The organism is Liquorilactobacillus ghanensis DSM 18630 (genome assembly GCF_001435235.1).
Classification (GTDB): domain Bacteria; phylum Bacillota; class Bacilli; order Lactobacillales; family Lactobacillaceae; genus Liquorilactobacillus; species Liquorilactobacillus ghanensis.
Genome location: NZ_AZGB01000016.1, coordinates 224,058 through 249,816, shown reverse-complemented (window position 1 = coordinate 249,816; position 25,759 = coordinate 224,058). Strand labels below are relative to the sequence as shown.

Here is a 25,759-nt window from a genome sequence, read left to right as displayed (position 1 = left end):
GTTTTTCCCCTGAATACAAAAAAGCTGCCTGTTCTTGAATAGAACAGACAGCTTAATCAAGTAAGTCACTTTAAATTATTCGTATTTTTTTAAGATTGGTCGTGCTCATGCAACTTATCTAGCAATGGATAAGTCAATTTAATGGCACTTGGAATAATGATTGGAATGATGATTACCAAGATTATTAATCCGATAATGACACCTAACGCTACTTGAATCAACGTCAATATTCCAGATGGAATCAGAGCTGCAAATGTTCCACATAAAATAACTGCTGCGGAAAGAACAACTGCTCCAATCAAAGCTGCTGCTTCAACAATTCTTGTTGAAGGTATCTGATCTTTAAACTCTGGACTGCGATATTTCATCATCAAGAAGATACTATAATCAACTCCCAATGCGATCAGCATTATAAAGGTAAAGAATGGTGTGTTCCATGTCAGCATTGGTTGATTCAAAATATATTTGCCTAACAGTCGCGTTAAACTTAAGGATGCAGCATATGCTAAAACCAAGGTCCCAATAATGTAGAATGGTTGCAAAATTGATCGCGTAATCAACATTAATGCAATTAAAATGCCGACAACCATTATTATTGCGGTTCTCACGAAGTCACTTGAGGCCGTCTTTTGGACATCATTTGTAAATGATGTTTGACCACCTAAAGCAACAGTTGAGTTTTTCAATGCTGTTCCCTTCAGATTATTGTTAACTTCATTTTTAATCTGGTCCACTTTATTCATTGCAGCCCTAGAAGCAGGATCCTCATTTAAAATAACAATAATTTGAGCCGACTTCCGATCATCTGATAGGTAAGTACCCAGTGATTGATTAAATTGTTTCCCATGAATTGATTTCTTAGGTATATAGAAAGTCTTAGCCGCACTTGATGCTTTCAATTTGGTTAGATAACTCTTCATATCTCCCGTACCAGAATTCAGTTTATCTAAACCAGTTGCAGCCGTTCCCAGTCCGTTCGAAAGGGTGCCGACCTGTGAACCTAACGAAGCAAGTGACCCAGCCATTTGCTGATTGCCGCTAGCAACTTGTTGTGATCCATTAACCAAAGTTCCTGTACTTGAATTCAACAGTGCCATCGCCGAAGAAAGTTGATTTGCTCCATTATTCAGCTGGCTGTTATTGCTGGTTAATTGACGACTGCCACTAGCTAGCTGGCTGACACCTGACACTAATGAAGGTACTTTCCCATTCAATGTGCTTAACCCATTAGCCATTTGTGCCGCTCCAGAATTTAGCGCTTGACTATTTCCACTTAATTTATTCGCCCCGGCAGCAGCTTGATCAGCCCCGGCGGTATAGCTATTTATTCCATTGACTAATTTTGAAACTTGTGAACTCAAAGTTGAATTTCCGGCAATATTATTTATTTCATTTTGAATATTAGCCGAAGAAGTCATTCTCGAACTGTCAATTGCTGGACTGCTTGAGTTGACAACGTTGTTAAAGGTTGCCGCTTTGCTGGCTGTTTCCGAAGCCAAGCTATAAATTGCCGGCATCTTCTTAACCAACAATTCATATTGTGCCAACTCACTAGTAATATCATTAGATTTCAAATCATTTAATGAACCCGATAAACTGCTTAATTGACCTAATAACTGCGACATATTTTTCATTTGTCCTGTCAGTTTAGTAGTATCAATGCCATCTAGAGTACTGATAAGTGGTGATAATGAGCTTTTAAGATTATTCAACAGAGCTAAGTTACCACCAGAAGTTCCCGCCAAATTTTGAATCTTTTCAAGTTTGGCTTTTTCATCAGAATTCAAATTTGAATCACTGTCAGATATGCTTTTGGCTAATTGTTGAATTTCAACAGAATTTTCTCCTAATTTCGATAAATCAGTATTTAAACTTGAAAGACTGGATTTAGCAGTATTAATTTGCGTTAACAGCGACTCCATTTGGTTAAGCTCATTATTTATACTATTCGCTTGATTGCCTAATGCTGTTAGACTTTGAATTGAACTTTGATTGTTCGATATAAAGCTCGACATTTTCTGAATACTGCCACTACTTTGTTGCAAGTTAGAATTTATTGTTCCTATATCAGCTGCTAAAGTACTATTCAGGACATAAAAACCGGCAGCAGCTGTTGGTAATTGTGATGTAGATTGTGCTAATTTATTTATTCCCAAGTTTAAACTGGAAGAATTGCTGGAAAGCTGATTCAACCCAGTTGATAGTGTTCCTACGCCGTTTGTATAAGTATTCAACCCATTTGTTAAAGAATTAGATCCATTAGCTAAAGTACTTACACCGTTAGCCAGTGTTCCTGTACTACCATTTAATGTCTGCAATCCATTGTTAATTTTAGTGACACCACTCGTATATGAATAAAGTCCGTTTTTTAAAGTGGTTGTTCCACCGGTTGCCTTATTAATTCCTTCATTATATTCAGCCAATCCACTAGCTAATTTTTCAGAACCAGTAGCTAATTTTTGGGCATCTTGTACTCCACCATTAATGTTGGTCGCATCAATCTTTTCCTTGCCCTTTTTTAAACCAGACTCAACTTTGTTTAACCCGTCTTGTGCTTCCGCTAAACCACTGGTAACTGAACTCATCTGATTATTAACGTAGAGTTTTTTAACCTTGGTTCCGCTTGGTTGCGTAACCGATAAAACTTTTCCGACTCCCTTGACCTGTTTTAGTTGATTGGTTACTTGGTCAATTTCCTTCATTGACTTTTCATTATCCAATCGGTGATTACTTTTAATGTAAATAGTTGTTGGTTCAGCTGTTCCTTTTGAAAAATGCTTTTGTACTGTCCGAAACCCAATCATTGATGGTAAAGAACTGTCCAATTCAGCAGTTGTATCATAGTTCAGCTGATTTTGCGAAGTTGCCGCAAAAGGAATCAACACTATTAAAGTAACCAGCAAAGAAAGTAACGGATGCAAAATTGAATTGTGAGCTAGTGACTGCCATGTTTTACTGCGCGCTCCACCAGAAAAATCACTTGATGGCCAAAATGCCTTTTTCCCTAGAATTGCCATAAAAAAAGGATTCAAGGTCAAAATTACAACCAGTAAGACGGCCACACCAACTGCGACTCCAACGGCTGAACGATAAACCGAAAAGTTAGCTAATCCTAAAGTTGCGAAACCGATCAATACTGATGAACCACTGAATAAAATCGTCCTGCCAGCAATTTTCAAGGCATTTCTGGTAGCTGCTAGCGGACTTAATCCATGTGAAAGTTCTTCTTTAAATTGATCAAAGAGCAAAATATTATAGTCAGTTCCAATCCCAAACATTACGATAACCATAAATACTTGCGTAAAATTTGAAACTGGAAAATTAGCATTTTTGACTAAATTCATAACCAAACTCAACGAAATTAAAAATGAAACCCCAACTGATAAAAGTGATACAAATGGAACAACCGGTGATCTAAAAATCAAAATTAAAACAATTAAAATAAAGACAATCGCAATGCCTTCTGTCTTTTTTATTCCTTCTTCAGTTTGAGTTGTAAAGTCATTATTTAAAATATCTCCACCAGTTAAGTAAGAACTTACCCGTGGTGTCTTAATAGCATTTTGAAGTTTACTTTCGACTTGAGAAACTGTTTCTTTTTTTGAAACAGATAGTTGAATCAATTGCGTTGTTTTATCTTTAGACAGCAATTGCTTTTTTGCAGCACTGTTATCTTCTGCCGTCAGCATCGATTTAATTGAATAATACTTTTGGTGTTCTTTCAATTTGCTGATTGTCTGCTTGATCTGCCGATTTTGTGCTGCTGTTAATTTATGGTTGTGGTTACTGAACACCACGTCAATCTGGCGTGTATTACTTTGTTTCTTTCCCCAACCGTTTTGAATTCGATCAGCCACTTGACTTGTTACAGTACTCGGTAAACGAGTACCACCATTTTCTCGAACCAAATTGCTAATATCAGGCATCATAATCAGTGATGCGATCAATAGCACGAGCCATATAAGCGCTTGGGAAAGATACTGCTTTTTGCTTCCCAATACTTTATCAATCATTTCAATTCCTCCAATTTGCCATGTAATATCGATAGTTGTTATCCACGATACTAAATTAAATCTATATTAACACTTATTAAAGAAAAGTAAACTGAAAAAAATCATTTTTTCCAAAAAAAAAGCAATAAAAGCACTTATATTTATGCTTTTATCACTTATATTTACTTAAATTTACTGATTATTGTTATCTACTCAACTAATTTTTTTAAAAACGGAAGCTTTTCACGCAAGAACGGAATTACCCAGCGATCTAAACCGATCTTACCAGCATTAAAACCAGCCACCAGAATGAAGATCTCCCAGAAAATATACATAGGGTTAACCGAAACGGTTCCCGCCATTAAATAAAAGAAGTTCATCATCATCCCAAAGAAAGCGGCAGCTGTAGTTAGGGTTCCAAAGATCAGTCCTAAACCAACTAATAATTCTCCCCAAGCAACCAATGTACTAAATAATGAAATATGTGGCATAACAAGATCCCTCAAAAAATCTGTATACCAACCAAACGCTTGTGTCTTTTCTGGGGTCATAACCGGATTCTTAATTGCCATTCCGACAAAGCCTTTGGCACTAAAGCCACCAGAAATTTTTCCAAAGCCATCCATTGCCCACAGGTAACCTAACCAAATTCGAATAATTGTCAGAATTACCATTGCGCTTTTAGATTTGCGTAACCATTTTACCATGATCAACACTTCCCATTGAATAATATTATGAATTATTTCACAATTTAATTCTAACGCATAGATGACAGGTGTCAACCATTTTCACTTACTTTTTAGCTGCAAATCCCTTGCCAAACAAAAAAACAGCAATCATTGTTCTGATTGCTGTTTTAAAGATAATCTTTAATTTAAAAAATATTTGTGAAGAAATTCTTAATTGCTCGACCCATAATTACAAAAATATTAGCCTTTTGAATAGCCTGTGGGTTAGTTGCTGGCAACTTCAAGCTGGTAGCACCATTTAAATATTGCAGCTTTTGGCCTTTAATCGTCAAATCCAATGTACCAATTTGTTTGTTCTTAGCAATTGGGGCTGCTAAACCACCTTTTTTATAGAGCTTATGATTGCCGCTTAATTTAACTTGTAAGTTGCTGACTGTCAAACCACGTTTAATCCAAACATCACTATTTTTGCCAGTCACTGCTTGAGCAGTTAACTGTTTGCCATGATAAACCGGCAATGAATCAGCACCCTTGGAACTCTTGCCAGCATTAATTTTAGTATAAGTAAAATTATTATAGACATAAGACATTAACTTCTGTGTCTGTATAAAGCGTGAAGGGTCTTGATCGTTTTTATGCTGGGCTCCTAAAACTACTGTAATAATTCGGTGACCATCTTTATGAACAGTACCAGTAAAATCAGCACCGGCAGAATCAGATGTTCCTGTCTTCAAACCATCAACTGGTAATTCAGTATACGATTTTGCCAACCCTTTTAACATCCAATTCCAATTTTCCATTTGCGTTTCAGTTGTTCCATTATTAAATTTCATTCGTGTGATGCTGGTAGTCTGTAACACTTCTGGATAAGCTTTCAACAACTTGCTGGCAACAGTTGCCATATCAACCGCTGAAAGTTTATTTTCGGCATCATTAGCTGCACCAGGATACTTGGCACTGCCCACATCGCTGTTAGGTAACCCAGCAGTTGTATAAATTTCACCATCATTGATGCCCCATTTTTTCAACTGAGCTCGCATTTGATCAACAAAAGCTTTTTGAGAACCTGCAACGGCATTACCTAAGGTCATAACTGCACCGTTAGCAGAATAAATCAAACTAGCCTGATAAAGTTGCTTAACAGTATATTTATGCCCCTTTAACAAAGGAACATTTGACAACGACGTATTTTGACTAACCTTATATGATGCTTCATCAACTGGAACTTTTTCATTCCAAGATAATTTTCCTTGTTTAATAGCCTGCAAAACTAAGTAAATTGAAATCAATTTCGACATAGATGCAATTGCCAATGGCTGATTTGCATTCTTACTATAAATAATTTGTCCCGTCTTAGCATCGACCGCAATTGCTGCCTTAACATCTAATTTCAAACCAGCAGCCGGAGTATCATTAACTGTTGCTGCCTTCGCCTGTGTAGCAGCTGTTCCTGCCGTTGCAATCGTTGCAAAAGCTGTAGTTGCCGTTACTAAACCTATCAAAAACTTTTTTGCCTTACCAAATACCATTTTTTTCGATCCCTTCACTTCATTTAAAACAATCTATTCTAGCATAGCGAAAAAAGACTAGTCTGACAACGGCTAATCCGCCTATTTTATTACTCTTTTTACTGAATTTTCAGTCTTTTGACTAACTGGTAATTCAATAATGAATTTAGTCCAATTTTTATCTGATTCTGCATGAATTTTTCCATGATGCAGCTCAACAATACTCTGCGCAATCGCCAGCCCCAAACCGCTACCACCCGTTTCTTTCGAACGAGAACTTTCAACTCGATAAAAACGATCAAATAATTTATTTAACGATTCTTTTGGAATGGGTTTGCCATCATTAGCAACCACCACTTCGATCATTGTTTTTGAGGTATGCCGAGCACTTAAAACTAATTTGCTGCCATCAACACCATATTTAAATGCATTAGTAATCAAATTATTAAAGACGCGCACTAATTTTTGTGAATCTGCTTCCATTTTCAACTGATTAGTTTCAAAATCAGTTGAAATAATCATCTGTTTTTTGTGTGATTCAAGCTCAAATGAAACCGCCAATTGTTCCAACAACTGTTTCAGATCAATCGTTGACAAATTCAATGGCGTCGTTGACTGACGAACCTTAGTATATTCAAATAAATCATCTGCTAAAGTTTTCATTTGTCTCGCCTTTAAAAAAGCTGTATGTGTATACTTCAAAAGTTCTGCTTGTGAATGATATTGTTTGTCTTCAATCAGACCTAAATAACCGATAATCGAAGTTAACGGTGTCCGTATATCATGACTAACATTAGTAATCAATTCATCTTTTGAGTGCTCAATCTGCCGTTCTTCATCCATTGCAGTAAGCGCGCTATCAACCAACGCGTTGATACTGATAACCACCCGCTGCATTTCTCCCGGAAGTTGAAATGAAATCCGATGATTAAGATGTCCATTAGCAATATAATGCAACTCCGCAATTACATGCTGCAACTGCATTTGCCGATAGCGGCGCATTAACCGCCAGTAAACCACAAAGACATCGATCAAGATCATAACACAAATAAGCAACCAGCCCCAGCTCCAAAAACGAATGTGATTGGGGCCAAATGACAGTGACATCTTAATTTGAAAAATACCATTAGCCAACTGTGGATTAGATTCGATCATCTGATCCAACAAAACATAAACTGATAGATTGAGGAGCATCAATAAAATAACCGTGACGACGCCTTCGCCAAATAACTCGCTTTTTTCTCGCGCAGTTAATTTCACTTAGCTATCATCTCCATAATTAACGAACTTCTACTTTATAACCGACACCCCAAACCGTTTGAATGACTTTTTCACCATTCGTAGCTGCTTCAATCTTATCGCGCAAGTGACTGACATGAACCATTACCGTCTTAGCTGAAACCACCGACTCTTGTTGCCAAACCCGCTCAAAAATTTCATCGGCTGAGAAAACTCGATTCGGGTGACTAGACAAAAGGTACAAAATACCAAATTCAAGTGCTGTTAATTGAATCGAATTACCATCAGTTGTCTTAACTTCATGCGAATCTTTATTGATGATCAATGGTCCGACTTCTAAAGTATCAGGCACATCATTGGTAACGTTATGCTGCGACCGGCGCAATAATGATTTTACACGCGCCATTACCTCTAATGGATTAAATGGTTTAGTAACGTAGTCATCGGCACCTTGAATTAATCCCTGAATCTTATCCAAATCCCCAGTCTTAGCTGATAATAGCAAAACCGGAATTTGAGAGTCCTTACGAACTTCCTTCAAAACTTCAATTCCGTCCATTTGCGGCATCATAATATCTAAAATCATCAGTGAAGTATCTGGATGAGTATTCAACTTGGTTAAAGCTTCCTTGCCGTTATACGCTTTTTCAACTTCATAACCTTCATTTTTAATGTAAATACTAAGTAATTCTACAATATCTTTATCATCATCGACTACTAAAATTTTCATATAAGTTTGCTCCTTAATTAATTATGACTCTCTCCATGCTTCGTTCAACAAATTCCACCAAGCACCGTGCGGCTAATTTAGATAATTGCCTGCTGCACTTTATAACATTATTGTAACAAACTCCATCGTTATCGTATCTAAAGAATTGGTTAAAATCAAGCATTTCACTATGATTAGTTTAATATTTTTTAAATTAATAAGTTATTTGCCGCAATCTAGTTGATTAATTACACTAAAATTGACTTTTAGTCTAATTTTTATTAATATAGTTCGTATGCGAACTATATTTAGCAATTAATCAGCAAACAGTGCATTTACCTGTGCCACTCTGCTGTAACGCCTACTGCCTAACCTTCATAAGTCCCGCTTTGTCTACCGAATGAATTGTAAAAGGAGTGTTTATCGCTATGGATATCCAGCAAACAATTGGATTTCAAATCAAACAATTGGCAAACCATTTAAATCGAGCTGCCCATCGTCAAATTGCTAAAACTGAATTAATTGATATTCCTGAGACCCAGCAATGGATTCTCAGTTATCTGTACGATCATCAACAAGAAGAAATCTTCCCATCTGATCTTCAACAGGCATTTGGTTTTGGAAAATCAACAATCAGTGAATTATTGGCTCGAATGCAAAAAGGCAAACTAGTTTTGCTTAAACAATCAACAAATGATCATCGACGCAAACAAGTATTACTGACGACTGCCAGCCTTCAAAAAGCTGAAGCTGTCGATAATTCAATCAGTGAACTTGAAAATTGTCTAACAGCCGGCATGACTGCTAAACAACTAGAAAACTTTTCAACTTTAACTCGGCGTTTAAGCCGAAATCTAAAATCACATGAATAGGAGAAATTAATTTGCAAAAAAATTACAAACTTCCAGCAGCTATTTTTGCAACTGGTATTTTATCTTTTGGTGGAGTGGTAATTGAGACCGCCATGAACGTTACTTTTCCACAGTTAATGAAATTATTCAACGTTTCTTTATCACAGATTCAATGGGTAACAACGGCTTATTTATTAGTTTTAACCGCTATGATTCCTTTATCGGCTTTCCTAAAAAAGCGTTTTTCCTCAAAAAAGCTTTTTATCAGTGCCGTTTGTTTCTTTTTGCTGGGAATAATTATTGATGCAGCAGCCACCAACTTAATTTTATTGATTCTTGGAAGAGCTTTTCAAGGTATCGGGACCGGCATCAGCTTACCCTTAATGTTTAATATTATCTTAGAAAAAGCCCCAGCTAACAAATTGGGCTTATTGATGGGACTAGGCAATTTTGTAACTGCAACTGCTCCGGCATTTGGTCCAATTTACGGTGGCCTTTTAACTGATTCTTGGGGCTGGCGCATGATTTTTATTTTAATGATTCCACTAATCTTGGTGGCCTTATTAGTTGGCTGTTGGTCACTTGACAATCAGCAACCGAAAAAGGCAATTAAATTCGACTTTTGGGGTTGGCTAACAACGGCAGCCACGTTTGCCTTCTTGATTACCGCCTTCAACTTTCTAAGTACTAGTTTAATTGATTTCATTATTTACTTACTACTGGCAGTCGTTTTCTTTGTAATAATGTTATTTCATTATCGCAAAACCACTACACCGATTCTTAACTGGAGTAGTTTAAAAAATCTTAATTTCAACTTGCATTTAAGCAGCTATTTCATTGGACAATTTGTTGTCTTAGGACTTTCATTTTTAATTCCAAACTTGATTCAGTTGGCCTTCCATCGTTCTTCCTTACAAGCAGGAATTGCTATGGCCCCAGGAGCTTTGCTTGGAGCTTTATTAACACCCTTTGGCGGGAGTCTGTTAGACCATTTAGGAGCTAAGCGACCAGTTATCAGTGGTATCTCATTGCAGCTTATCGCCGTTTTGTTATTTGCAATCTTCTTCAATCACCTAACGATTCCTTCAATTGCAGCTATATTTGCCTTGTTTGCCGCTGGACAATCACTAAGCATGCCAGGAATCATGACACATGGCTTACAACAACTCTCCTTGCAACTTCAAGCGGACGGAAACGCCTTGCTCAATACTTTTCAGCAATTTGCTGGTGCTGCTGGTACAGCAATCATTTCTACTATCGTTGCCGCATCTGCCAGCAGTCAAAATGCCGGATTTCATAATGGACTGATCTTTACCTTGATTCTACTTTTCGCAGACCTTGGTCTCATTTGGACAGCATTCAAAAAGAGTAATTAATAAATTGCTGAATCATAAATATTACCAATTTATGGATTTGTTTTTAACTCAGTTTTATTAGTCACATATACAGCTCAAAAAACTGCCTATTCTCATCAAGAATAGGCAGCTTTTATATTATTAAAGTTTAAAAATCGAAATTATTTAGTACTTTACAGAAGTTCTGATCTCCAATCAGATTTTAAATCAGTCAACCATTTTTTCCTACAACTCATTTATAAATTGCAAATTTTTTTCTAGCGTGTATTATATATGATGTAAAGTTCATATGAAATATATATCATATGAACACATTTGCATGCTAGGAGGAACTTAATAATGAACTTTTGGATCTTAGGACTAACTTTTATCAGCGTTAACTTGGATTTTTTCTTTATGCTGATTTTCTTATTGAAAAAATACCAATTACGACAAGTAATGTTCGGTTATCTGCTGGGTAATCTAGTTTTACTAAGCGCCAGTTATTTTATTGGTCAGGCGCTTGCTACCTTTTTGCCAGAATGGCTACTAGGAATTTTGGGAATTCTGCCGATTTATCTCGCCTTTCACGATGATGATGACGATGACGGAGATAAGCAGGTTCATTCCCCTGTATTGAATGTCTTTGTTACCTATCTTTCTGTGTGCGCCGGTTGTAATCTTGCAATTTTCCTTCCAGTACTTGTTGGACAAACTTTTAACAGTTTCTTAATCACACTGGTATTTATTGGAGCTTTATCATTATTAGCTGTTTGGCTGATTCATTTGTTAGCTGATTTACCAGCAGTCTCCACTTTCATCGAGGCTCATGGGGACAAGCTCATGAAAATCTGCTATATTGTAATTGGATTTTATGTTTTTTGGGACAGTGGTCTGATCCATCACATACTGCAGCTTTTTTAAACTGATCAGGAGGCATTGATTATCACAACGAACAAGCTTAATTTGATTGAACAACAACATTTACAAGAAGCTCAACGTATTTTCAAACTTTTAAGTAATCCAATTCGACTGCAAATGTTGCAATTACTTGAACAGCAACCGCTGAATGTCAGTGAATTAGGACAAATTCTGGAATTAGAGCAATCAGCAGTTTCTCATCAATTAGCTATTTTACGTCAGCATCAGTTAGTTTCAGCACAACGTCAAGGAAAATCTAATTACTACCGACTTGATGATCCGCATATTTTAGACATTGTTAATGAAACCTTGGCACACGCTGATCATGTTATCCGTGGAAAACGCCATGGTGAATAAGAAGTTAAAAGGGGTTGGATTTCGTTGCAAAAAACGCAATTAAAGCGCTGCAGCTGGGCAGAATCGGCTGATCATTTGCTTCAAAGCTACCACGATCATGAATGGGGCCGACCTTGTCACAACGATCAGCACTTATTCGAACTGCTTTCTTTAGAAATTATGCAGGCTGGTTTAAGTTGGCAGACAATTCTAAAAAAGCGATCAGCCTTTCGCCAAGCTTTGGCAGATTTTGATTTTTATCAAGTTCAATCAATGGAGCCACAGTTGCCGCAATTGTTGAACAATTCAGCCATTGTTCGCAACCAAGCCAAGCTATCAGCAATTATCAATAATGCTCGGATCGTCGCCGATTTGAATCGTTCAGGCCAAACTTTTAATAATTACTTATGGCAAATGATTGATTATCAACCAATCATTCATCATTATCAAACAGCCGCTGCGGTTCCAGCAACTGACACTAGTGCTATTCAAATCAGTCAAACTTTAAAAAAAGCCGGCTTTAAATTTACCGGTCCGGTAGTTGTTTACTCTTTTATGCAAGCTGCCGGACTAGTCAACGATCACCAGGCTGATTGCTTTTTAGCAGTCAAATAAGCTTAAAGACTTACATTGCACACCACAAATTCCAACAATGTGGTATGCTTCTTAATAGAACTAAAAGTTGATTTTGGAGGTAATAAGCGTGAAAAACACAAACGTACTCTATCAGCATGGGACTTTGGCTTTACTGGTTCCAGGACTACTGACCGGAACGCTGACATTAAAAGAACTGATGGCTCATGGAGATACCGGAATCGGTACTGGTGAGGGTTTAAACGGAGAAGTTGTAATTGTTGATGGCAAACCATATCAATTTGACAGTTTTGGCAAAGCTAACTTATTAAAAGATGATTTCACTTTACCATTTGCCAACTCGCATTTTGCTGACTATCAAAAAATCGGAACTTTGTCTGATGCTGATTCAGCTGCTTTTGAAAATGCCAGCCTTGAAGGCAAACCAAATTGCAATACCTTCTTTTCAATTCTTGTTAAAGGAACTTTCAGCTACATGAAGACCCGAGCTGTTGTCAAATCAACTAAGCCGTTTGATACTTTGGCTGCAACTGCTAAAAAGCAAAGTATTTTTGAGGCTCATGATGTTAAAGGTACTTTACTGAGCTACTATTCACCGAAATTATTTCATGGAGCAGCCGTTGCTGGTTTTCATAACCATTTTATTGCTGATGATTTATCAATTGGTGGACATATTCTTGATTTTCAAATCAAACAAGGGACTTTAGAAAAACAAGTTTTTGATACCTTAGAGCAACATTTCCCTGTAAATAATGCAGAATTCATGGAACACGATTTTGACAAAGATGAAGATATCGCTTCAGCTATTTCAAAAGCTGAATAACTATTGCTGAAAAAGATGACAAGCTACGATGCTCTAAATAAGAGTTCATAGCTTATCATCTTTTTTTATTTTATATAGGCATTTTAAAATTAAAGCATCGAAATTATTATACATATATTTAAAATAAGCACTATCCTTTACTAGTTCAACATTCAAAAAATTACATCCACACTAACACTATTCAGATTTTAAATCCAATTGTCGTGGACGTATAATACGTTCTCTGTATTCACTAGGACTTACTCCAAGATTGCTTTTAAAAAGTCTAAATAGCGATGAGTGGTTATCATATCCGATGTATTCACTAATTTCACGCATAGAAAAATTAGTTTGCTGTATTAAATTACAAGCAATATTCAACCGACGCATTTGCAATAATTGCTTAAAACTGTGTCCTGTCTCTTTATTGATTTTATCGCCAAGATAGTTGGCGCTATACCCAAAATGACGCGCCAATGATTTTAAGCTGATATCTTGATAATGAGTATTGAGATAATTGGCCACTTGAATCATCAAGTCTTGATGAGCATCTACATAGTTTGTTTTCTGAAAAATAATATTCTCACTTGCTACTATTAACCAAGTCTGCATCAGCAAATTAAGTAATCGGTTGCTCTTGTTAGTCCCATTGTTTTTCCAACCTTGGATAATCAAATTTTCAGTTGTTCGTAGTGTTATAGGCGAATTGTTAAAATCAAAAATAAGATAATTATCATGATTGAAATTAGGCTGGCTAGCATTAAAAAGAAAACGTGTCAAAGAATTTGTTACTAAGTTTTCATTATGGAGCAATTGCCTAATTTTATCATCATCGCGAATCAAAATATTAATTAGAATATCGTCTTCTCCAGCATAATCAATTCGTTGTTGCACACTCCGATCCATAATTACCGCCTGACCAGTCTTTAAAGTAACTTTTTTATCATCAATATACTGAATACTCTTACCACTATATACATAGTTAATTTCAATAAAACTATGGGTGTGAGCGGGAATATAAGAAAAACGATTTGATCGCGTGACCGCAATACTCCCATAATCAAAGAAATCCCACAAAGGCATGGCTTTGATGATTTTATTGATTGAGTCAGTAATAGGAACATCTTGAATATGGCGTTTACCAGCCAATTGTTCTTGCTCCACTGATGTAATCTTGAATAATTCGTCTTCTATACTTTTAGGTAGCGTTTTATTTTCCCCTCCTTTTTTAATTATTTATTAGTTATAAGTATACTTACAATCTGTGTTTTCGCAACCCATTATGAGTTGAGGTGATACTGAAAGCGATAACAACGGCTGTTATAATTTAGAAGAACTCAAGGAGGAAAAGATGATGATTAATACACAAACTGAAAGTAACTTAGTTAAAAAATATCAGCCATTAGCTATCGCAGCAGGACTGGGGTCAGTGTTAGGATCGGGTATCATTGTTGGTATGTCCGCAACAATCACTGTATGGCAAGTCGGGCTTCACTTATCAAATGGACAAGTTGGGGTAATTTCTGGTGCCTTGACTTTTGCAATCGCTATTGGCTCAATGTTAGCAGGTTGGACAACAAAAACATTTGGCTTAGTTCGCTCATTTAATTGGATGAACCTCTTCTATGCAATTGGCGCATTCATCTGTGTTTTTGCTCCTAACTATATTACGTTATTGATTGGTGCTATTTGGACCGGCTTTACTTCAGGACTAGATTTGCCAATTAGTTTGACGATGATATCGCATGATGCACCCGATGATAAAACTTCATCAAAGCTGATTGCATCAACTCAAATTTTTTGGCAAGTGGGGGTTTTTGCCTCTTATGGTGCTGCCTTTATTGTTTCTAAACTATCAGGAGCTACCGGTGCCCGTATTGTGTTTACATGTTTAGCAATTTTCGCACTTATCATTTGGGCATGGCGAACATTCTCACACAAGTTCCGCACCTTTCATACTGCAGGTGAACAGCGACGCATTGAACGCGAAAATCAAACTGGAAATCAAGAAAAGGTTTCTGTCAAAAACACCCTGTTAGGTCATAATAAAAAGATGTATCTACAAATGTTAGCAAGTATCATGATATTTTATATTTGCTGGAACCTGCTAGCAAATACATTTGGTCAGTTTCAAACATTCATGTTGGTTCAAGCTAAAGCTAGTCAAACCTTTGCTACAGGTGCAGGCCTAATCCTCAACTTCGTTTCACTATTTGCTACAATGGCTTTTGCTAAAGCCGCTGGTGGTCAATACAGAAATACATTCTTCTTTTTCGGAATGTTAATCCAATTTATCTCAATGTTCTCACTTGCTATTTTAAGTCACGCACTGTGGCCAATTGTCATTGCTATTGGTGTAATGAGCATTGGTTCAAATGTTGCCGGTGAAGCTATTTATAAAGTTTGGACTCAAGAAGCATTTCCTATTGAAATTCGTTCTTCATTACAAGGATTTATTGGCGGTTTTTCAAGATTCTTATGCGGACTATTTGCTATTATCACTCCAGCTTTAGTTGTACAATCAGTTATTAAAGTTACAATGTTTGGATTCTCAGGAATGATTATCATTGCCTTTATCGCTGGAATGGCTATGGTCCATTTAGAAAACAAATATGACATTAGAAAATAGGAAGTGATGGCAAATGTCCTTTAAATTTCAAATTAATAATGATGTAACTTTTAATCATAACGAAAAACTGCTTCAAAAAGCTGACCAGTATAAACCCCAAATATATCGAACAGAAGTTGATGCGAAAAAACTCGTTTCAATTATAGAAGATACTACTAAGTTGGAAAAAGTCGGTGTAAAGGTGGTTGAAAATGCTGACAAACTATCTCAACAACAAATGGCTCGCAATGATAGTGTTATCCTAGACTTTGGACAGCATTGCGTTGGTAAATTTAGTATCCACATTGAGCATGTTGGCTCACCAATGGATGCACCACTTTCTTTTAAAATTAAATTTGCAGAAATGCCTAATGAATTAGTGCATAATTCAAACGAATATAACGGTTGGTTAAGTAAGTCCTGGATTCAAGAAGAAACCACCCATCTTGATCGATTGCCAGTTAACTTTAACCTACCTAGAAGATACAGTTTTCGCTATGTTCAAATTACCATAATTGATACTTCGCCAAAGTGGCATGTAAAATTTTCAAATGCCAAAGCAATTGTTCAGAGTTCAGCTGATTCAACAATAGTATCTCCATTGAATACAAACGATTCCAAGCTAAAAGCAATTTATAACGTTGGTATTACAACCCTTCACGACTGTATGCAAGATGTTTTTGAAGATGGGCCTAAGCGAGATCGACGCTTATGGTTAGGCGATCTGCGTTTACAAGCACTTACCAACTATGCCACCTTTAATAACACCAGCCTTGTAAAGCGATGTCTTTACTTGTTTGGAGCAATGACATCTACAGATAATCGTATTTCTGCTAATGTATTTACAGATCAAGAATATGTGCCTGATGATACATTTATGTATGATTACTCCTTATTCTTTATTTCCGTACTAGATGATTTGGAACGCCACGAATTCGACCAAACTGTTTTGGATGATCTATATCCAATTGCCAAACACCAATGGCAGTATATGTTACCATTTATCAATACTGAAGGGCGAGTGATCCCTGATGAAAATTATACTGTATTTGTTGATTGGTCCAATGAATTTGACAAAACAACCTCAGCTCAAGCTATTACGATTTATGCATTGAAGCAGCTAATTCATTTAGCTAAACTGGTTAACGACCCATCATTAACAGAATACAAAACTACTTTAACACTTTTAGAAAACTATGCTAAAACCAAATTATATGATGCTAAGCAAAAGTTATTTGTTTCCGGTGGTAATAAAGAACTTAATATTAGCAGCCAAGTTTGGATGGTTCTAGCCCATGTTATGAATGACGACACTAACCAACAAATAATGATTAATGCAATAAAAAAACTATTCCCGGTAAAAGGTATTGCAACACCTTATATGTATCATCACATTATTCAGGCACTTTTTGAAGCGAATCTAAAGGATGAAGCTATTAAACTAATGAAAAATTACTGGGGTAAAATGATTGATTTAGGTGCAGACACATACTGGGAAGCATTTGACCCTGATAACCCTAACTATTCTCCATATGGTAGCCCAATTGTTAACAGTTATTGTCACGCTTGGAGTTGCACACCGGTTTATTTATTACAAAAATATCTTAATTAAATCTGTAGCAAGATATTTAACCTTAATATTAACTTTCTTTTGTGTTCTTTAAATTTACAAATATGAAGCCCCTTTCAAAGAGGCTTTTTTATTTACTCTGATGGCGTAAAGCAACAGTTTGTTGCAACTCTTCAAAAACATCAGCTGCTTGTGAGCCAAAATGCTGAACGGTCAGCAAATAAAGGCAATCTGTAATAGCCAATTGCGATGTCATTGAAAAGAAAGCTCGCGATTTAAAATGCAATCCTTCAGCAATTGAAAAGAAACAAACATCCCCAGCTCGAGTTAACGGCGAATGCGGCGTGCTCGTAATTACAATTAATGGCACTTGCTGCTTTTTTAAAACATCAGCCAACAACAATGTATCCCGATTGTTTCCGGTATGTGAGATCAAAACAGCACAATCGTTTTTAGTCAATCGTGATGCCTGCATCAAAGCTAAATGGTATTCACTGTCATAAAGTACGGTTAATGGGACTCGTAAGAATTTATGATAAGCATCTTGTGCAACGATATTAGAGCCGCCCATGCCAAAGAAACCAATTTTTTGAGCATGCACAATTAATTTTACTGCACGAGTTAAATCTGTTGGTTGTAACAATTCAAAAGTTTGCGCCAATGTATCAGTATTGGCTTGCAGTACTTTTTGAGCAACCTGCTGTGGTGAATCTGCCGGTTTAACTTCACTGCTGCCATTAACTGTTTGTTTAGCCTGATGTATTAACGCCCATTTAAGTTGTGAAAAATTTTTAAAGCCTAATGTCCGAGCAAAACGAGAGATAGTCGCTGGTGATACCTGACAAGCTGCTGCCAATTTATTTACCGAAACCGCGGCAGCAATCGGCTGCTTTAAAAGATAATCTGCTAGACGCTGGCTACTGCTGCCTAATTGTGGGTACAGTTGATTAATTCGTGCTTGAATCTTGATTTCCATTACCCTCACCTGCTTATTTATAGTAATTTAGCGCTTGCATTACCAATTGATTCAATTATAATAGAAATGAAAATAATTGTCATTATAATAGTTATTTTTATGATTGAATTTTTCATTAAATTATACAATACAAGGAGCTGGGCAAATGAAAGTCATGCTCGGAATTGATATTGGAACTACCAGTACCAAAGGATTGTTGTGTCAAATTAACGGTCACGCGATTAAAAAATTCAATCAGCCATACCCCTTAAAACAATCTACTGCCGGTATGGCTGAGGAAGATCCCGAGTTAATTTTGACAGCTGTCAGTACCTGTTTGCGAGCTGCTTTGCAAATAGTTCAACAACAGCACTTGAAATTAGCAGGATTAAGCTTTTCCAGTGCCAATCAAAGTTTAATTGCTTTGGATAAAAAGCGGCAGCCACTAACCAATTTAATCACTTGGGCTGACACGCGAGCCGCTCCAGCTGCTGCTGCTTTGCGGAAAAGTTCTTTTGCTGATCAACTCTATCAGCGAACTGGTACCCCATTGCACCCGATGTCATTATTGGCAAAGTTAATCTGGTTGAAGAAAAATCAGCCAACAATTTTTAAACGATCAGCTTACTTTTGCGGTATCAAGGAATATGTATTGTGGCGTTTGTTTGGTCAGTGGCAAATGGACGTTTCTGTTGCCAGCGGGACCGGTTTGTTCAATTTGCAGCAACAACAGTGGGATCCAAAAATTTTAGAAATTGCTGCAATTACTGAAAATCAGCTGCCGCCACTGGTTGATAGTTACCATACCTTTAGTGGAATGAATCCCAATTGGGCGATAAAAATAAATTGGCCTCAAGCTACACCCGTTGTTCAAGGTGCTTTTGATGGTGCCTTGGCCAACCTAGGTGTCAATGCTCTTAATGCTGATACAGCAGCTTTGTCAATTGGAACTTCAGCCGCCATTCGGATTTTAAGCGACCATCCAGCCCTTGATCCGCAAGCAAGATTATTTTGTTACGCCGTATCTAAAAAACAATGGGTAATCGGTGGTCCAGTCAACAACGGTGGTATTGTTTTACGCTGGGCTTTAGAAAAATTATTTGATCACGAAAAACAAGCCTTTGAACAAGCTCATCAAGATCCTTATCAGCAATTATTAAAAATAATTCAAACTGTTCCGATCGGTGCTGCTGGTCTGCTATTCTTTCCGTATCTCAATGGTGAACGCGCACCTTTGTGGAATGCTGATGTACGTGCAAGCTTTGTCGGTTTAAATCAATTGCATGGTCGCCCAGAAATGGCTCGTGCGGTTGTTGAAGGTATTATTTTTAATCTTCGCAGCGTTTGGGAAATTGTCAGCCAGACTTTGGGTCAGCCACAACATTTAATTCTTAGTGGTGGGTTTGCCAGATCCGTTTTTTTACGACAACTGATTGCCGATATTTTTAATTGCCCAGTACAAGTCCCTGAACAAATTGAAGCTTCCTGTCTGGGAGCAGTCTTAATCGGAATGAAAGCTTTGGGCTTAACTAATGATCTAAGCAAAAGTGCTGCTGCGATGAGCGGAACGGTTATAACTTATCAGCCTAATTCGGCAAATGCACTTCACTATTCAGAATTATTTGCTATTTATCAACGGCTACAACCACAATTGAGTCGTGAAACAGCTACTTTAACAGCACTTCAGCATAAATTTGCTGAATAAAGAATTTGAAAGGATGACTATTATGCATATTGGAATGATTGGACTAGGCAAAATGGGACTTAATTTAGTTAAAAACCTATTGGAACAGCAGATTAAAGTAACCGCTTTTGATCTTAATCCTACAGCTCGAATGTCCGCTCAAAAAAATGGTGCTCAAATTGCGACCAGCTTAACCGAATTAGTTGCTAAGCTGCCACAACCGCGCATAATCTGGATTATGGTACCTGCTGGTAAACCAACTGAAGCCACCATTAAACAATTAGCCGTATTGCTGACAGCTGACGATATTGTGATTGACGGTGGAAACTCTTTTTACCGCGACTCAATTCGTCATGGTCAAGAACTAGCCGCTGCTAATATTAATTTTTTTGATGTTGGTACCTCTGGTGGGATGGCTGGCGCTCGCCACAATGGCAACTTTATGATCGGCGGGCCAGCCAATATTTTCCCGCAGATCAAACCATTGTTTCAAAAAATTGCTGCTCCAAATGGTTATCTCTACACTGGTCCAACTGGATCCGGTCACTATTTAAAAATGGTCCACAATGGAATTGAATATGGCATGATGCAAGCAATCGGTGAAGGCTTCGAGATCTTACAAAAATCACCTTATAATTACGATAACGCTGCTGTTGCCCAAGTCTGGAATCATGGTTCAGTCATTCGCAGTTGGTTAATGGAACTTGCACAACAACAATTTGCCAAAGACCCACAGTTATCCCAGATTAAAGGCATAATGCATTCTTCTGGCGAAGGTGCTTGGACCAGTGAAGAAGCAATCAGGCTGCATGTACCGGCACCCGTTATCAGTGCCGCTTTAATGATGCGCTACCGCTCAGAAGAAGCAGACACTTTAAACGGTAAAGTCGTCGCTGCTTTGCGTAATGGTTTCGGCGGTCACGCCATGGAAAAAAATTAAAACAAAACTATATTTTATGGCAAGCACATTTATTGTAACCGTTTTATAATGTGCTATAATACGAAGTGTAAGGGATTATAGCAAAGCCTATAATCTTGCTGGGCATCATTTAAAACGTGATCGTCTGGCAAAATAAACCGTGATAGCGGTTAGAAAAGAGGTTAGAGCTTGAAATTCCCTTATGTTTTAGCAGTCCAGTGAGATAATTGAACAGTAATTGCTTTTTGGATTAACATGTAGTCCATGAAAGTCAGAAGCTGGATCAATTAGCATCGAAGAGATAAATGTTGGTAGTAAATTGTAGTTGCAAGCAAACATTATCTCGCTGGACTGTTTTTTTGCGGTCTAAATTATAAATATGCTAAAATCCCTACCCATCGTTTCCAGCAAAAACTATACATATTGTAGAAAAACAAAACATGTAATTGACTTGGTGATTCAAAGAATAAATTTTAATTGCGCTGTTTTTCCAGCTTGGCTTGCGGCAGCTCTTGTTGAATTTTAGTTGCCAACTCTTGGCGAATTTCAATCAGCCGTTGCATGTCATTAACTTGTGAAACCTTGTAGCCGACAAAATAAGGCGAAACAACAAACCGAGGCACTATCTTGGCGATTATCTGCTGCTGTGGTCCCGGATAGAAAAATAAATTATATGAATTACATCTACCATTAAAGTAATCCCGCAACAAATACTGGACTACCACCTGTAAACAATCTGCAAACTCATCTAGCTGAGCAGAATCATGCAAGCACAAATTAAATTCCACAAATCCCATAATTGGCAGCGTTGAGATATTCAAGCTGACTGCCTGATTAGCAACAACTGTTATTCCCTGCAAATTTTCCGGCTTGATCTGCGCATAAATATCTACTTCTTCAAAACCAACAATTTGCAGATGTGGATGTGACAAACTGCCACCTGACAATGGTCCATAATTTTTATAAAGTGCCGTACTGCGATATTTACCGCTTGTTTGGGTCTGCTGCCAAGCAGCAAGCGCAAATTTTAAAATTGCCCGATTCTGTTCGCGTTTGTAAGTGGAAATATCCCCATCATGAATTGCGGATTCAATAATTACTGTCTGCCATGTTTTGGCTAACGTCCGGTATTTATTAACCAGCCATATCCGGTCATCCTCTTGACGAATAACTTTTTCCAAATTCGCCACATCGCAAAAGGGGCACCGATGATCTTGATGAATAATCGTTTCTGGTTTTTGGCGGGCAATTTGTGGTTGAAAAACTAAAACATCTGGTTTCATAAAATAGTTTCCTTTCACTTTTCATTTCAACAATGGTAACAGAACTTATTATCTAGTAAGCCTAGTGTAGGCTTGTTTTGGTTGCAATACAAATTCAAATTTATGCTTATATTTTGAAAAAATGGTTCATCTTATTCAAAAATGTGCTAGAATTCAGTTGTTTTAATTGATAATCGTTCTCATTTACTAGAAATTTTCTAAATTATATTGATGGAAGTGGTTGGTTTGCGTTCTTTAAGTACAAAGTCAAATAGTCGTTCATTGGTTGGTCCGTTTAATTTAAAACACTTTTTTAAGGTCTGGGGCCCTGGCTTGGTAGTAATGCTGGCCGATACTGATGCCGGTTGTTTAATTACAGCCGCTCAATCAGGTGCCCAATGGCAATACACCATGATTTTACCGCAGCTATTATTAATTCCTATTTTATTTATGGCTCAAGAAATGACTGTTCGTTTAGGTATCGTTACCGGCAAAGGCCATGGTGAATTGATTCGCGAAAATTTCGGTTTGGGTTGGGCAATTTTATCCGCTGGAACTTTGGCTATTTCGTCAATTGGTGCCTTACTAACTGAATTTGCCGGGATTGCCGGGGTCGGCGAATTGTTTGGAATCTCTAAATGGATTACCGTCTCTATTGCTACAGTTTTATTAGTTGGAATTGCCTTTAGTGGTAGCTATCGCCGGGTTGAAAAAATTGGAATCGTTATTGGATTAGCCGAACTAGCATTTATTGTTGCTATGTTCATGGTTCATCCCAGCCTCTCAGCTATCGGTCAGGGACTAGTTACTGTTCCTTATCGTAGTTCTTCATATATTTATCTGGTAGCAGCTAATGTCGGTGCTGTTATCATGCCTTGGATGATTTTCTATCAGCAAGGCGCAGTAGTTGATAAGAACTTATCTCCCACCGTTTTGCATAAAGAACAGCACGATACTGCTGTTGGAACCTTAATTACTCAAGGAATTATGATTGTTTTTGTCATTACCTTTGCAGCAACTGTCGGACAGCGTCATGGACAAGTCTCGCTTAATACCGTTGGTGATCTGGCAGCTTCATTGACACCCTTCTTGGGAGCTGCAACGGCTAAAATTCTGATTGGAGTAAGTTTGTTAGGCGGAGCACTGGTAGCTGCCCTAGTGGTTGCTCTGGCAGGAACATGGGAAATTACTGAAGTTCTCAATTGGCCACATAGCCTAAATGAAAAATTAAATCGCAGCAATTTTGGATTTTATTTAATGTACGCTTTGGCGCATGTTATCGGCGCCGTTTTAGTTTTAATTAATTTCAACTTGGTATCTTTATCCATCACCGTTGAAGTTATGAATGCACTGCTGTTACCAATTGTTTTAGGTTTCTTATTATTATTGGAAGCCAAAGTTTTACCATCAAAATATCGGATGCATGGCTGGTATAAATGGATCGTGACCAGCTGCTGTTTACTTGTAATGGTATTTGGTTTATATATGATCGGACCAACTCTAAAACTTTGGTAATTATAAAAATAGCCTTCAAAAGCACGTTAAATCAAGCTTGCAACCATTAGTTGCGTGGAAGCACTGATAATTATCGTGCTTTTTTTAGTACCTTAGTCAATAATATAATTAATAATTATTGAATATTGAAAGCAGGTTGATTCTATGAAATTAGGACCGCAGATCAAAGCTGAACGTGAAAAACAACAATTAACCCAAGAAGAACTGGCACAGCGCTTAAATGTCAGTCGTCAAGCTGTTTCCAAATGGGAGTTGGGAACTGCCTACCCAGATATTGAACGGCTAATTCAAATCAGTGAATTATTTTCAATTAGCCTAGATGCTTTAATTAAAGGCGACGATACATTAAAACAACGAATCGTAATTGCTGAGCATCCGCAGACAGCAACTAACTTTTGGGACTTTATGTGGCACACCGGCTGGATGATTGCCATTATCGCTATCTTTTTTACCTACAAAACTGTAGTAGCTATCTGGGGTCATTAACTGATCTTTGCTTAATTAATTGCAGTAGTTCTTGCCTATTCAAAAATCAGCTTTTAGTTTAGTTGCTGATTTTACTGCACAAGGTTACTTAAATAAAAAATGAGCTGAAAACTTTTTACCACTTGGCAAAAAGTTCCAGCTCATTTTATATTGTTTTAGACTTTTTCTTCAAAACGCTGCTGAAATTCACTTAGATGCTGATAAACACGAGCTACATCGGCTGAAGTACCACGCAATTCATAAAAATCAATTACTGGAAAACCGAATTGACTAGCATATTGTTTGGCAGTTAAACCGAATTGAGCATTAAAATTACGATTACCACTGCCGACAACACCATAACACCAGCGATAATTATCATTATCTTCCAGCGTATCGCGCAGCTCATTAGTCATGATCTCATGGTTGCCACTGGTAATTCCATCACCGCCATCAAGGTATGTTGGTACCAAGACAGCATAAGGCTGCTTCATTTCGATCAGTTGATTGCCATTGTTTACCTCAGTTGTCTCAACTAGCCGCGCCGACTGATCTTTTTCCTGCTGTTTTTGGGCATACGCAACCAATTTTTTAACAAAAGACCGTGTATTACCCGAAATACTGATAAATAAAATTCTAATTGGAGCTGACTGCCTACCCATGTCTTTTCCTCCTAGACCAGCTTCCTACTTAGCCCGTGAAGTTCGAAACCAACCGCGAGTGCTGAAGAAAGCGTACATATCATTTAAAAAGAAAACCCCATAACTGAAAATCAACGAAAAATTACCATCACCCTGGAGCATCGTTTGTGTCCATAACGCAATTGTAAACAATGACGAAATCGTCCAAACAAAGTATTGCTCACGTTTTCGATTGAGTTCCAGCAAAGAACCAGTAACAGCCATTGCTAAGTTCAAACTATCCAAGAAAACGCGGGGATCATTGGTTAAATTAAATAGATAATAAAAAACTGCCCAAGCTGCGACGAAGAACAATGCATAATACAACCATTCAATTGCTCGATCGAATTTTTCAGCTTGAATATTATCATTCCATTTCGGATCTAAGATACAAAATAAATCAAGAAAAAGCAAGTAGCCTAACTGCTCACAAGCTGTAGCGTAATTTCCCGCGGTAAAACCAACTGAGGCAATACAGATAGCACTCAATGCACCAGCCCAGCCCTGAATTCCTGAACGATTAGAAATTCCAATCACACAAGCAACTGATAAATTACCACCAATAAAAGAAATTATTGATTGAATCGGTGCCACATTAAATGATTGAACTAACGAGATAATTTGCAAAACCAAGTTAAATAATAGTAAACCATAACTGAAACGCCCCCAACCACGACACTGCGAAATCAACCAACTAAAATAATTATGCCGAAAAATATTTTTGGAATATTGTGGTAAATTACTTAAAACATCAACATAGCGAGAAAACACACGAAAAACCCCTTCCTGTTTAGCAGTTCATGAAAACTGCGTTCAAGGAATCATTATACTTACTCTTAAAGTAAAATAACAGTCTTGACTTTTAAAATTCCATTCTATATATAGTAGAAAGATCCTAACAAGGGCTAAATAACTACTATATATAGAAAATGTTACTTAATAAAAAATCAAGCCGCCGTTAAATTTAGGCTATTATTGAAAGATTGAATTTATCCAAATAACAAATCACGCTTTATTCGTAATAATTTAACATATAACTACAAAACTAAGGTTGAAAAATAATTCTTACGAGACTACACTTGGTTTTAGTAAGCGCTTGTAAAAACACTTATGATCAAAAATTTTG

At 37.2% G+C, this 25,759-nt stretch carries 22 protein-coding genes; 12 read left to right on the top strand and 10 right to left on the bottom strand.

Annotation, left to right across the window (positions count from 1 at the left end):
- Nucleotides 1-89 precede the first annotated feature (89 nt).
- The 5 genes from FC89_RS06655 to croR form a co-directional block, all read right to left on the bottom strand.
- Nucleotides 90-4,013: an MMPL family transporter gene (locus tag FC89_RS06655; protein ID WP_057871767.1), complete on the bottom strand. Its 3,924-nt coding sequence runs from the start codon at nt 4,011-4,013 to the stop codon at nt 90-92.
- A 188-nt stretch (nt 4,014-4,201) separates the two neighbouring features.
- Nucleotides 4,202-4,699, bottom strand: coding sequence for a DoxX family protein (locus FC89_RS06650; protein ID WP_057871766.1), 498 nt, complete (start codon nt 4,697-4,699; stop codon nt 4,202-4,204).
- A gap of 167 nt (nt 4,700-4,866) precedes the next feature.
- Nucleotides 4,867-6,210 (bottom strand): serine hydrolase, encoded by a 1,344-nt coding sequence (locus FC89_RS06645; RefSeq protein ID WP_057871765.1) that lies wholly within the window; start codon nt 6,208-6,210, stop codon nt 4,867-4,869.
- An 81-nt stretch (nt 6,211-6,291) separates the two neighbouring features.
- A complete protein-coding gene (locus tag FC89_RS06640; RefSeq protein ID WP_057871764.1) occupies nt 6,292-7,449 on the bottom strand; it encodes a sensor histidine kinase in 1,158 nt (385 codons plus the stop codon).
- A gap of 19 nt (nt 7,450-7,468) precedes the next feature.
- Nucleotides 7,469-8,158, bottom strand: a complete 690-nt coding sequence (gene croR, locus FC89_RS06635) for a response regulator transcription factor CroR (protein WP_057871763.1) — start codon at nt 8,156-8,158, stop codon at nt 7,469-7,471.
- 407 nt (nt 8,159-8,565) lie between these two features.
- Here croR and FC89_RS06630 point away from each other — a divergent pair, with 407 nt between their 5' ends.
- The 6 genes from FC89_RS06630 to budA all read left to right on the top strand — a co-directional run bounded on the left by FC89_RS06630 (nt 8,566) and on the right by budA (nt 12,996).
- Nucleotides 8,566-9,009: a MarR family winged helix-turn-helix transcriptional regulator gene (locus FC89_RS06630; protein WP_057871762.1), complete on the top strand. Its 444-nt coding sequence runs from the start codon at nt 8,566-8,568 to the stop codon at nt 9,007-9,009.
- An 11-nt stretch (nt 9,010-9,020) separates the two neighbouring features.
- Nucleotides 9,021-10,364, top strand: a complete 1,344-nt coding sequence (locus FC89_RS06625; protein WP_057871761.1) for an MFS transporter — start codon at nt 9,021-9,023, stop codon at nt 10,362-10,364.
- Nucleotides 10,365-10,682: 318 nt separating this feature from the next.
- Complete coding sequence (locus FC89_RS06620; RefSeq protein WP_057871760.1) at nt 10,683-11,246, top strand: cadmium resistance transporter; 564 nt, start codon at nt 10,683-10,685, stop codon at nt 11,244-11,246.
- 21 nt (nt 11,247-11,267) lie between these two features.
- Nucleotides 11,268-11,600, top strand: a complete 333-nt coding sequence (locus FC89_RS06615) for an ArsR/SmtB family transcription factor (RefSeq protein WP_057871942.1) — start codon at nt 11,268-11,270, stop codon at nt 11,598-11,600.
- Nucleotides 11,601-11,624: 24 nt separating this feature from the next.
- Nucleotides 11,625-12,194: a DNA-3-methyladenine glycosylase I gene (locus FC89_RS06610; RefSeq protein ID WP_057871759.1), complete on the top strand. Its 570-nt coding sequence runs from the start codon at nt 11,625-11,627 to the stop codon at nt 12,192-12,194.
- Between the two features lie 88 nt (nt 12,195-12,282).
- Entirely contained in the window at nt 12,283-12,996 is a 714-nt protein-coding gene (gene budA, locus FC89_RS06605) for an acetolactate decarboxylase (RefSeq protein ID WP_057871758.1), read from the top strand.
- Between the two features lie 177 nt (nt 12,997-13,173).
- On the opposite strand, the gene FC89_RS06600 is transcribed toward budA, so the two are convergent.
- On the bottom strand, nt 13,174-14,124 hold the full coding sequence (locus tag FC89_RS06600) for an AraC family transcriptional regulator (protein ID WP_235804392.1): 951 nt from the start codon (nt 14,122-14,124) through the stop codon (nt 13,174-13,176).
- Nucleotides 14,125-14,329: 205 nt separating this feature from the next.
- Between FC89_RS06600 and FC89_RS06595 the strand changes: the two genes are divergently transcribed.
- Entirely contained in the window at nt 14,330-15,604 is a 1,275-nt protein-coding gene (locus FC89_RS06595; protein WP_057871757.1) for an MFS transporter, read from the top strand.
- Between the two features lie 13 nt (nt 15,605-15,617).
- Nucleotides 15,618-17,195 (top strand): alpha-L-rhamnosidase-related protein, encoded by a 1,578-nt coding sequence (locus FC89_RS06590; RefSeq protein ID WP_057871756.1) that lies wholly within the window; start codon nt 15,618-15,620, stop codon nt 17,193-17,195.
- A gap of 88 nt (nt 17,196-17,283) precedes the next feature.
- On the opposite strand, the gene FC89_RS06585 is transcribed toward FC89_RS06590, so the two are convergent.
- On the bottom strand, nt 17,284-18,129 hold the full coding sequence (locus tag FC89_RS06585; protein WP_057871755.1) for a MurR/RpiR family transcriptional regulator: 846 nt from the start codon (nt 18,127-18,129) through the stop codon (nt 17,284-17,286).
- Nucleotides 18,130-18,274: 145 nt separating this feature from the next.
- Between FC89_RS06585 and FC89_RS06580 the strand changes: the two genes are divergently transcribed.
- Together FC89_RS06580 and gnd are read left to right on the top strand one after the other, a co-directional pair.
- Entirely contained in the window at nt 18,275-19,813 is a 1,539-nt protein-coding gene (locus FC89_RS06580) for a gluconokinase (protein ID WP_057871754.1), read from the top strand.
- 22 nt (nt 19,814-19,835) lie between these two features.
- Nucleotides 19,836-20,732 (top strand): phosphogluconate dehydrogenase (NAD(+)-dependent, decarboxylating), encoded by an 897-nt coding sequence (gene gnd, locus FC89_RS06575; protein WP_057871753.1) that lies wholly within the window; start codon nt 19,836-19,838, stop codon nt 20,730-20,732.
- Nucleotides 20,733-21,184: 452 nt separating this feature from the next.
- Here the strand turns inward: gnd and FC89_RS06570 are convergent, their stop codons facing one another.
- Complete coding sequence (locus FC89_RS06570; RefSeq protein WP_057871752.1) at nt 21,185-21,994, bottom strand: DUF4931 domain-containing protein; 810 nt, start codon at nt 21,992-21,994, stop codon at nt 21,185-21,187.
- A 261-nt stretch (nt 21,995-22,255) separates the two neighbouring features.
- Here FC89_RS06570 and FC89_RS06565 point away from each other — a divergent pair, with 261 nt between their 5' ends.
- Both FC89_RS06565 and FC89_RS06560 read left to right on the top strand, forming a co-directional pair.
- A complete protein-coding gene (locus FC89_RS06565) occupies nt 22,256-23,488 on the top strand; it encodes an NRAMP family divalent metal transporter (RefSeq protein ID WP_235804400.1) in 1,233 nt (410 codons plus the stop codon).
- Nucleotides 23,489-23,632: 144 nt separating this feature from the next.
- Nucleotides 23,633-23,974 (top strand): helix-turn-helix domain-containing protein, encoded by a 342-nt coding sequence (locus FC89_RS06560; protein ID WP_057871750.1) that lies wholly within the window; start codon nt 23,633-23,635, stop codon nt 23,972-23,974.
- Between the two features lie 155 nt (nt 23,975-24,129).
- Here FC89_RS06560 and nrdI read toward each other — a convergent pair whose 3' ends face one another.
- Both nrdI and pnuC read right to left on the bottom strand, forming a co-directional pair.
- The gene (gene nrdI, locus FC89_RS06555) at nt 24,130-24,615 is read right to left on the bottom strand and encodes a class Ib ribonucleoside-diphosphate reductase assembly flavoprotein NrdI (protein WP_157060676.1); all 486 of its coding nucleotides are present in this window, start codon (nt 24,613-24,615) and stop codon (nt 24,130-24,132) included.
- A gap of 24 nt (nt 24,616-24,639) precedes the next feature.
- On the bottom strand, nt 24,640-25,404 hold the full coding sequence (pnuC, locus tag FC89_RS06550; protein ID WP_057871749.1) for a nicotinamide riboside transporter PnuC: 765 nt from the start codon (nt 25,402-25,404) through the stop codon (nt 24,640-24,642).
- Between the last annotated feature and the right edge of the window lie 355 nt (nt 25,405-25,759).

Coding starts and splice junctions, on each gene's coding strand:
- FC89_RS06620 (WP_057871760.1), top strand. CDS start 10,683: ATGAACTTTTGGATCTTAGGACTAACTTTTATCAGCGTTAACTTGGAT.
- FC89_RS06645 (WP_057871765.1), bottom strand. CDS start 6,210: ATGGTATTTGGTAAGGCAAAAAAGTTTTTGATAGGTTTAGTAACGGCA.
- FC89_RS06655 (WP_057871767.1), bottom strand. CDS start 4,013: ATGATTGATAAAGTATTGGGAAGCAAAAAGCAGTATCTTTCCCAAGCG.
- FC89_RS06590 (WP_057871756.1), top strand. CDS start 15,618: ATGTCCTTTAAATTTCAAATTAATAATGATGTAACTTTTAATCATAAC.
- FC89_RS06595 (WP_057871757.1), top strand. CDS start 14,330: ATGATTAATACACAAACTGAAAGTAACTTAGTTAAAAAATATCAGCCA.
- nrdI (WP_157060676.1), bottom strand. CDS start 24,615: ATGGGTAGGCAGTCAGCTCCAATTAGAATTTTATTTATCAGTATTTCG.
- croR (WP_057871763.1), bottom strand. CDS start 8,158: ATGAAAATTTTAGTAGTCGATGATGATAAAGATATTGTAGAATTACTT.
- FC89_RS06650 (WP_057871766.1), bottom strand. CDS start 4,699: ATGGTAAAATGGTTACGCAAATCTAAAAGCGCAATGGTAATTCTGACA.
- gnd (WP_057871753.1), top strand. CDS start 19,836: ATGCATATTGGAATGATTGGACTAGGCAAAATGGGACTTAATTTAGTT.
- FC89_RS06580 (WP_057871754.1), top strand. CDS start 18,275: ATGAAAGTCATGCTCGGAATTGATATTGGAACTACCAGTACCAAAGGA.
- FC89_RS06570 (WP_057871752.1), bottom strand. CDS start 21,994: ATGAAACCAGATGTTTTAGTTTTTCAACCACAAATTGCCCGCCAAAAA.
- FC89_RS06560 (WP_057871750.1), top strand. CDS start 23,633: ATGAAATTAGGACCGCAGATCAAAGCTGAACGTGAAAAACAACAATTA.
- FC89_RS06585 (WP_057871755.1), bottom strand. CDS start 18,129: ATGGAAATCAAGATTCAAGCACGAATTAATCAACTGTACCCACAATTA.
- FC89_RS06630 (WP_057871762.1), top strand. CDS start 8,566: ATGGATATCCAGCAAACAATTGGATTTCAAATCAAACAATTGGCAAAC.